The organism is Allostella sp. (genome assembly GCF_041913585.1).
Taxonomy (GTDB): Bacteria; Pseudomonadota; Alphaproteobacteria; order ATCC43930; family Allostellaceae; genus Allostella.
Genome location: NZ_JAYSFE010000155.1, coordinates 1,699 through 9,516 on the forward strand (window position 1 = coordinate 1,699; position 7,818 = coordinate 9,516).

At 73.3% G+C, this 7,818-nt stretch carries 11 protein-coding genes; all 11 read right to left on the bottom strand.

The features are described 5' to 3' along the window. Nucleotides 1-151, bottom strand: a 151-nt coding sequence (locus ACE3Q3_RS21080) for a 5'/3'-nucleotidase SurE (RefSeq protein ID WP_374449281.1), incomplete at its 3' end; no start/stop codon positions are given. Next, nucleotides 148-1,434 carry a serine--tRNA ligase gene (gene serS, locus ACE3Q3_RS21085; protein WP_374449262.1) on the bottom strand — a complete coding sequence of 429 codons (1,287 nt, stop codon included), beginning with the start codon at nt 1,432-1,434 and terminating at the stop codon, nt 148-150. The genes ACE3Q3_RS21080 and serS, both read right to left, overlap by 4 nt. A gap of 57 nt (nt 1,435-1,491) precedes the next feature. Beyond that, nucleotides 1,492-2,373, bottom strand: coding sequence for a twin-arginine translocase subunit TatC (gene tatC / locus ACE3Q3_RS21090; protein WP_374449264.1), 882 nt, complete (start codon nt 2,371-2,373; stop codon nt 1,492-1,494). Nucleotides 2,374-2,383: 10 nt separating this feature from the next. Further along, entirely contained in the window at nt 2,384-2,884 is a 501-nt protein-coding gene (tatB, locus tag ACE3Q3_RS21095; RefSeq protein ID WP_374449265.1) for a Sec-independent protein translocase protein TatB, read from the bottom strand. 33 nt (nt 2,885-2,917) lie between these two features. Beyond that, nucleotides 2,918-3,115 (bottom strand): twin-arginine translocase TatA/TatE family subunit, encoded by a 198-nt coding sequence (locus tag ACE3Q3_RS21100; protein WP_374449267.1) that lies wholly within the window; start codon nt 3,113-3,115, stop codon nt 2,918-2,920. 91 nt (nt 3,116-3,206) lie between these two features. Further along, a complete protein-coding gene (locus tag ACE3Q3_RS21105) occupies nt 3,207-4,313 on the bottom strand; it encodes an ABC transporter ATP-binding protein (RefSeq protein WP_374449269.1) in 1,107 nt (368 codons plus the stop codon). Further along, complete coding sequence (gene scpB / locus ACE3Q3_RS21110; RefSeq protein WP_374449271.1) at nt 4,310-4,969, bottom strand: SMC-Scp complex subunit ScpB; 660 nt, start codon at nt 4,967-4,969, stop codon at nt 4,310-4,312. The genes ACE3Q3_RS21105 and scpB overlap by 4 nt, the downstream gene beginning before the upstream one ends. Then, the gene (locus ACE3Q3_RS21115; RefSeq protein ID WP_374449283.1) at nt 4,966-5,778 is read right to left on the bottom strand and encodes a ScpA family protein; all 813 of its coding nucleotides are present in this window, start codon (nt 5,776-5,778) and stop codon (nt 4,966-4,968) included. Before ACE3Q3_RS21115 ends, scpB begins: the two co-directional genes overlap by 4 nt. An 11-nt stretch (nt 5,779-5,789) precedes the next feature. Beyond that, nucleotides 5,790-6,500: a site-2 protease family protein gene (locus tag ACE3Q3_RS21120; protein ID WP_374449272.1), complete on the bottom strand. Its 711-nt coding sequence runs from the start codon at nt 6,498-6,500 to the stop codon at nt 5,790-5,792. A 35-nt stretch (nt 6,501-6,535) separates the two neighbouring features. Beyond that, nucleotides 6,536-7,633 carry a beta-N-acetylhexosaminidase gene (nagZ, locus tag ACE3Q3_RS21125; protein ID WP_374449275.1) on the bottom strand — a complete coding sequence of 366 codons (1,098 nt, stop codon included), beginning with the start codon at nt 7,631-7,633 and terminating at the stop codon, nt 6,536-6,538. Continuing rightward, the coding region (locus ACE3Q3_RS21130; protein WP_374449277.1) for an SPOR domain-containing protein at nt 7,605-7,818 on the bottom strand (214 nt) is incomplete at its 5' end. The genes ACE3Q3_RS21130 and nagZ, both read right to left, overlap by 29 nt.

Consider the following 7,818-nt stretch of genomic DNA (forward strand, 5'->3'; position numbering starts at 1 on the left):
CGGCGCCCGAATGCTCCTCCTCCGGCGCGACCGTCCAGACGTCGCGCGACAGCGACCGCGCCACCTTCTCCAGCACCTTGATCCCGGGGGCGTGGATGCCGTCGTCGTTGGTGACGAGGATGCGCGCCTGGGAGAGGTCGATGGCGGTCATGCCGGGGCTCCCGTGCGGCCGATGACCTCCGCCCCGCCGAGATAGGGGCGGAGCGCGTCGGGCACCGTCACCAGCCCGTCCTCGCGCTGGTAGTTCTCCAGGATCGCGATCAGCGCCCGGCCGGTCGCGAGGCCCGACCCGTTCAGCGTATGCACGAAGCGTGTCCCCTTCTCGCCCGGCACCCGGTAGCGCCCCTTCATGCGGCGGGCCTGGAAGTCGCCGCAGGTGGAGCAGCTCGAGATCTCGCGGAACGTCCCCTGCCCCGGCAGCCACACCTCGAGGTCGTAGGTCCGGCGCGCCGAGAAGCCCATGTCGCCCGTGCAGAGCGCCATCACCCGGTAGTGCAGGCCGAGCCGCTGCAGCACGGTCTCCGCCGCCTTCGTCATCCGCTCGTGCTCGGCGTCGGACTGGTCGTCGGCGGTGATCGAGACGAGCTCGACCTTGCCGAACTGGTGCTGGCGCAGCATCCCGCGGGTGTCACGGCCGGCCGCCCCCGCCTCGGAGCGGAAGCAGGGCGTGTAGGCGGTCAGGCGCAGCGGCAGGTCGGCCAGGTCGAGGATCTGGTCGGCGGCGAGGTTGGTCAGCGGGACCTCGGCCGTCGGGATCAGCCACAGGCCCGTCGTGGTGCGGAACAGGTCGTCGCCGAACTTCGGCAGCTGGCCGGTACCGAACACCGCCTCGTCGCGCACCAGGAGCGGCGGCTGGACCTCGGTATAGCCGAACTCGCCGGTGTGGATGTCGAGCATGAAGGCCGCCAGCGCCCGCTCCAGGCGCGCCAGTTGTCCGCGCAGGACCACGAAGCGGGCACCGGACAGGCGGGCGGCCGCCTGGAAGTCCATCAGGCCGAGGCCTTCGCCGATGTCGAAATGCTCGCGCGCCGCGTGATTGAAGGCGGGGCGCTGCCCCGACCGCCGCAGCTCGCGGTTGTCGGCCTCCGAGGTCCCGTCCGGCACGTCGTCGGCGGGCAGGTTCGGCAGCTCCGCCAGAAGCCGGTCGAGCTCGGCCGCCAGCTCCGCCTCGCGCGCCTCGATGCGGGGGAACTCCTCCTTCAGGCGGGCGACCTCGGCGATCGCCGCGCCGGCGTCCTCGCCGCGCGACTTGGCCTGCCCGATCGCCCTGGAGGCGTCGTTGCGCCGCTGCTGCAGCTCCTGCAGCCGGGTCTGCATCGATCGCCGCTCGGCATCCAGGGCCAGGATCGACTGCGCGCGCGCCTCCAGCCCGCGGCGGGCGAGGCCGCGGTCGAAGAGGTCGGGTTGCTCGCGGATGGCTCGGATGTCGTGCATGCGCTGGCTTCGCTGGGGTTGGGGCTTGGCTGGGAGTGGCTGGAACGGTGGATCGGATCAGGAACGTCCGCCGCCCGGCACGGTCGGCGGCACGGTCGGCGGCTCGGCGGCGACGTCGGCCGCCGCCTGCTCCGCCGCGGCCTCGGCGGCGGCTTCGGCCTCGTCCTCCTCCTCGCGCTTGCGGCGGGCCCGCTCGGCCAGCTTGGCGGCGACGATCGAGATCTCGTAGAGCGCGATCATCGGGATCGCGAGGCCGACCTGGCTGATGACGTCGGGCGGGGTGACGATGGCGGCGAAGATGAAGATGCCGACGATCGCGTAGCGCCGTCCCTTGGCCAGCATCGCCGCGCTGACGATGCCGACGCGGGCGAGCAGCGTCAGCAGCACCGGCAGCTGGAAGGCGAGGCCGAAGGCGAAGATCATGGTCATGACGAGCGACAGGTACTCGTTGACCTTGGCCTCGAGCTGGATCGGCAGGTCGCCGCCGACGCCCGGCGTCTCGAAGCTGAGAAAGAAGCGCCAGGCGAGCGGGAAGATGAAGTAGTAGACGAGCGCGCCGCCGAGGAAGAACAGGATCGGCGTCGCCACCAGGAAGGGCAGGAACGCCTTGCGCTCGTGCCGGTAGAGGCCCGGCGCGACGAACATCCAGATCTGGCTGGCGATGATCGGGAAGGCGAGCAGCGCCGCCGCCCAGAAGGCGACCTTGATGTAGGTGAAGAAGGCTTCGGTCAGGTCGGTGAAGATCATCCGCCGGCCCTCGCGGTCGCCGAGCGCGTCGGCGAGCGGGCGGGTGAGGAAGCCGTAGATGTCGGCCGAGAAGTAGTAGCAGAGCACGAAGGCGACCAGGATGGCGCCGACCGACCACATCAGGCGGTTGCGCAGCTCGACCAGGTGGTCGAGCAGCGGCATCTTCTTGTCGTCGATATCCTCGTCGCGCATCGCTCGGGGCCTAGGCGGTCGCCGCAGGCGGCCGGGGCGCCGGGACGTCGGCCGGCGGTTCCGGCCCGGTGGCGGGCGGCGGCACGTCGGGCACGGCGGCCGGCGGCGTGTCGGCCGGGACCGACGGCGCCTCGGCCGGCGGAACATAGTCGACGGGCTGGCGGATGGCGTTGTCCCCCGGCGCCGGCGCGGGGTCCGCCGCGAACGGGTCGTGGCTCAGTTCCTTCGGCGGCTCGAAGGCCTCGCGCAGGTCGCCCTTGGGGTCGACATGCTTCTCGATCAGGGCCGACACGTTGGTGTTCCGCAGGTCGTCGATGTGCTTCTTGACGTCCTGCAGGTCGGCCTCGCGCGCCATCTCGTCGACGCTGGTCTGGAAGTCGCGGGCGACGGCGCGGGCGCGGGCCACCCACTGGCCGACGGTGCGCAGCACCTTGGGCAGATCCTTCGGCCCGATGACGACCAGCGCCACCACCGCGATCACCGCCAGTTCGGACCAGCCGATGTCGAACATGCGCCTACCCGGCCCTGGCCCCGCCGGGGCCGATCATCCCGCGGCCGGCGGGCGTGGCAGCGCAGCCGGGCCGGCCGGCGCCGCTGCCGCGGTCCCGGAGGGCGCCGCCGCCCAGCGCCGGAGACGCCCGGCCTGGCGCCCGGCGTCCCGCATCGGCCCGGCAAGCCGCGAGGCGCCGAAGAACAGCGCCGCGACCAGGACCACCAGGACGATTTCGAGGGCGCTCGGCATGCGGGAGGGCGCTTGCGGTTGTGGACGGGCCGGAAAAACGGAGCCGGATACTGGCAGAAAGGCCCTGCTGCCGCAACGATCGCCGGGCGCTTCAAACCGCCGCTTCTCGCGCGAAGACGAAGGTCTGGGCCGGATCGGCGGCGACGGCGAGGACCGCGCCCTCCGGCGGCAGGAAACGGCCCGGAACGCGGGCATGGAGATGGATGGCACCGCCGCCCTCGATCGAGAGATGGACCAGCGAGGTGCGGCCCAGCATCCGGGCGGCGATCACCCGGACGCGGGCGACCGGCGCCGAGTCGGCCGGGTCGGAGAGGCGGATCGCCTCCGGGCGGATCAGCACCTCGACCGGTGCCCCGTCGAGGTGCGGGCCGGCGGCGACCGGGCCCAGCGGCGTCTCGACCCGCCCGGCGCGGACGACGCCGTCGAGCCGGTTGACGTCGCCGAAGAAGGCGGCGACGAAGGCGCTGGCCGGCTGACAGTAGAGGTCGGCGGGCGCGCCCAGCTGCTCGATCCGCCCGGCCCGCATGACGGCGATGCGGTCGGCCATGAACATCGCCTCCTCGGGATCGTGGGTGACGAGGAGCGTCGCCGACCCGCTGTCCTTCAGGAGATGCAGGGCCTCGTCGCGCACGCGGTCGCGCAGCCGCGTGTCGAGGCCGGAGAAGGGCTCGTCGAGCAGCATCACCCGCGGCTGCGGGGCGAGCGCCCGGGCGAGCGCCACCCGCTGCTGCTGGCCGCCCGAGAGCGTGTGCGGATAGGCTTCGGCCAGGCTCGCGAGCCCCACCCGCCGCAGTACGTCGAGCGCCCGCTGCCGGCGTTCCGGGGCGGGCAGCGCGCGCAGCCCGAAGGCGACGTTGTCGGCCACCGACAGGTGCGGGAAGAGGGCATAGTCCTGGAACACCAGACCGACGCCGCGCGCCTCGGGCGGGGTGTCGACGCCGTCGCCGGCGACGGTGCGGCCGGCGATCGCCACCCGGCCGCGCTGCAGCCGCTCGAGGCCGGCCGCGACCCGGAGCACCGTCGTCTTGCCGCAGCCGGAGGGGCCGAGCAGACACACGACCTCGCCCTGGCCGACGGCGAGGCTGACGTCGCACACCGCGTCGACCCCGTCATAGGCGTGCCCGATGCCTTCCAGCGCCAGCCCGGCGGCCTTCGGGTCGGCGGAGTGGACGGCGCCCAGGGCCGGAAGGGGGGTCAAACGCGCTCTCCCGCGGCCGCCGGCTCGTCCGCCCCGTCGTCCCGGTCCGGGTCCTCGTCTTCCGCGTCCTCGTCCTCCGCGTCCGCGGCGGCGGCGTCCGCCTCGGAGGGCAGCGGGTTGAGCACCGGCCGCTGGTCGAGCAGGCCCGCGGCCTTCAGTTCGTCGATCCCCGGCAGGTCGGAGAGCTGGTCGAGGCCGAAATGGGCGAGAAACGCCTCGGTCGTGACCCAGGTGGCCGGACGGCCCGGCGTCTGGCGGCGCCCCTTGGGCTTGATCCAGCCGGCCTCCATCAGGATCTCCAGCGTGCCGCGGCTGAGGGCGACGCCGCGGATCTCCTCGATCTCGGCGCGGGTGACGGGCTGGTGATAGGCGATGATCGCCAGCGTCTCGATCGCGGCCCGGGTCGGCTTGCGGGCGACGGTCCGTTCCAGCCGCAGCGCGCCGGCGAGGTCGGGCGCGGTGCGCAGCGCCCAGCGGCCGGCGACCCGCACCACCTGCACGCCGCGCGGGGCATAGTCGGCCGCGAGCCGCTCCATCAGCGCCGCGACGTCCGTGCCCTCGGGCAGTCGCTGGGCGATGGTTTCGGCGTCGAGCGGCTCGGCGGCGGCGAAGAGCAGCGCCTCGGCCAGCCGGAGATGGGGGTCGATCCCGGTCATGCCGGAGCCGACTCCGCGTCGGGCGCCGGCGGCGCCTGGGGGTTGTTGCGAACGAATATCGGGCCGAACATCTGATCCTGGCGTAGCACGATCCGCCCTTCCCGCGCCAATTCCAGGCTGGCGGCGAACATGGCGGCGAGCGCCGCGCGGGTGACCATGCCGGGCCGCAGGTCCTCCGGCAGGTAGCTCGCCAGCGTGCTCCACCCGGGCGTGCGGCCGACCAGGCGCGACAGGCGCTGCAGCGCGTCGTCCATCGACAGGAGTTCCAGCCGGTCGATGTGCAGCACCGCCCCGTCCTGGCGGCGGCGATGGTCGGCATAGGCCTTGAGGAGATCGAACAGCGACAGTTCGTAGACGCCGCGGGTGACGTTGCGCACCCCTTCCGGCGCTCCGCGCGGGAAGACGTCGCGGCCGAGGAGCGCGCGCGCGAAGAGCGTCTGGCCGGCGGTCTGCATCGCCTCCAGCCGCTGGAGCTGGAAGGCGAGCGCGGCCGCCAGGTCCTGGCCGGAGGGCTCGTCGTCGGCCTGCGGCTCCGGCAGCAGCAGGCGCGACTTGAGATAGGCGAGCCACGCCGCCATCACCAGGTACTCGGCCGCGAGTTCCAGGCGCAGCGCCTTGGCCTGGCCGACGAAGGCGAGATACTGGTCGGCCAGCGCCAGGATCGAGATCCGCGTCAGGTCGACCTTCTGGTCGCGGGCGAGCGCGAGCAGCACGTCGATCGGCCCCTCGAACCCGTCGAGGTCGACGACGAGCGCGCCCTCGGCGGCGGTCGCCGGGCGGTCCTCCTCGAAGCGGTCGGGCGCGGCCAGGGCCGGGCTCCTCAGCGGATGCCGGACAGGATCGCCAGCGGATCGAACCCGGTCGCCTCCAGGATCCACTCGGTCACGTACTGGCTGGGGCCGACGATCACCCAGCGCAGGACGTCGAGATCGACGCCGATCTGGTTGCCCAGCATCGGCAGGAGGAAGAGGAGGCCGATCAGCACGAAGAGGCCGTAGGGTTCGACGCGCGCCAGCGGATAGGCGAGGCTGCGCGGCAGGATGCCGACGGCGACCCGGCCGCCGTCGAGCGGTGGCAGCGGCAGCATGTTGAACACCGCGAGCACGACGTTGATCTGGACCGCGTTGAAGAGGTTGAAGAGCGCCCACTCGCCCATGAAGCCCGGCAGCAGCGGCACCGCATGGGCGAGGATCGCGGCGGCGAGCGCGAGCGCGATGTTGATGCCGGGCCCCGCCAGCGCCACCCAGATCATGTCCACCCGCGGGTTGTAGAGCCGTCCGAAATCGACCGGCACGGGCTTGGCGAAGCCGAACATGAAGCGGCCGCCGGAGCCGATCAGCAGGATGGCCGGCAGCAGGATGGTGCCGAAGGGATCGATGTGCTTCAGCGGGTTGAAGGTCACCCGGCCGAGCATCCAGGCGGTGTCGTCGCCGCGCAGCCGGGCGACGAAGCCGTGGGCCGCCTCGTGAAACGTGACCGCGATCAGGACCGGCAGGGTCCAGACCGAAATGGTGAAGAGCAGATCGTCCAAGGGCCCCTACCGCCGAAAGCCGATGCGCCGCCGGGTCATCCGGAGACGAGCATGAGATCGCGCCACGCCGCCAGGCGCGACGGGTCGTCGGCGGCGCGACGGCTGCGCCGCCGCACGTCCTCGGCGATCTGCCAGCGCCGGAGCGCGTGACGCCCCATCGCCGGCACCGCCTCGGCGACCAGCGCCATCTCGCCGAGGTCGCCGTTGCAGTGCAGCGCGACGTCGCAACCCGCCGCCACGGCGGCCGCCGCGCGCTCCGCGATCGGCCCGCCCAGCGCCGCCATCGAGAGATCGTCGCTGAAGAGCAGGCCGGCGAAGCCGATGCGGTCGCGGACGAACTCGCCCAGCACCACCGGGGACAGGGTCGCCGGCCGGGCCGCGTCGAGCGCCAGGTAGCGGACATGCGCCGTCATCCCGAGCGGCATGTAGCGGAGCGCCCGGAACGGCGCGAAATCGTGGGCCGTCAGTTCGGCCTCGGAGGCGGCAACGGTCGGCAGCTCGAGGTGGCTGTCGGCGGCGGCCCGGCCGTGGCCCGGCATGTGCTTGACGACCGGCAGCACCCCGCCTTCGAGCAGGCCCTCGGCGGCGGCGAGGCCGAGCTGGGCGACGGCGATCGGGTTGGCGGAGTAGGCGCGATCGCCGATCACGTCGTGGCTGCCCGGCACCGGCACGTCGAGGACCGGCATGCAGTCGACGGTGATGCCGAGCGGCCGCAGCGTCTCCGCCAGCAGGCGGCCGTTGGCGCGCACCGCCTCGACCGCGCGCTCGGGATCGCGCTCCCAGACCTCGCCGAAGCGCCGGGCCGCCGGGAACTCCGGCCAGTGCGGCGGCCGGAGGCGGGCGACCCGGCCGCCCTCCTGGTCGACCAGCACCGGGGCGTGCGGCCGTCCGACCGCGCGCCGGAGGTCGCCGGTCAGCCGGGCGACCTGCTCCGGCGTCTCGACGTTGCGGCGAAAGAGGATGAATCCCAGCGGCTGCGCCGCCGCGAAGAAGTCGCGCTCGGCCGCCGAAAGCTCCGGACCGGCACAACCGAAGACGACGGCACGGGGCGCATCGGGCGGCGGCCGGCCGGAGCGCGCCGGGACCGGCGCCGGCGACAGGACCTCAGGGACGGACGACGAGGCAGCTGACATTCCGCTCCTTGAGGGCGGCGCAGGCGCGCCGGGCGGCGTCCGCATCGCCGTAGGGGCCGGCCTGGATGCGGAAGAAGACGCCGCGCTCGCCGCCGAGATCGACGCGGACGATCTGCGAGGTGAGGCGGCCGAGCACCGGCGCATGCGCCGCCTTCATCTTGTCCCATTCCTGCTGGGCCGCCTCC

Bases quoted from the DNA above. Each gene is read 5' to 3' on its own strand.
- nagZ (WP_374449275.1), bottom strand. From the start codon at position 7,633: ATGTCAGCTGCCTCGTCGTCCGTCCCTGAGGTCCTGTCGCCGGCGCCG.
- ACE3Q3_RS21100 (WP_374449267.1), bottom strand. From the start codon at position 3,115: ATGCCGAGCGCCCTCGAAATCGTCCTGGTGGTCCTGGTCGCGGCGCTG.
- tatB (WP_374449265.1), bottom strand. From the start codon at position 2,884: ATGTTCGACATCGGCTGGTCCGAACTGGCGGTGATCGCGGTGGTGGCG.
- tatC (WP_374449264.1), bottom strand. From the start codon at position 2,373: ATGCGCGACGAGGATATCGACGACAAGAAGATGCCGCTGCTCGACCAC.
- serS (WP_374449262.1), bottom strand. From the start codon at position 1,434: ATGCACGACATCCGAGCCATCCGCGAGCAACCCGACCTCTTCGACCGC.
- scpB (WP_374449271.1), bottom strand. From the start codon at position 4,969: ATGACCGGGATCGACCCCCATCTCCGGCTGGCCGAGGCGCTGCTCTTC.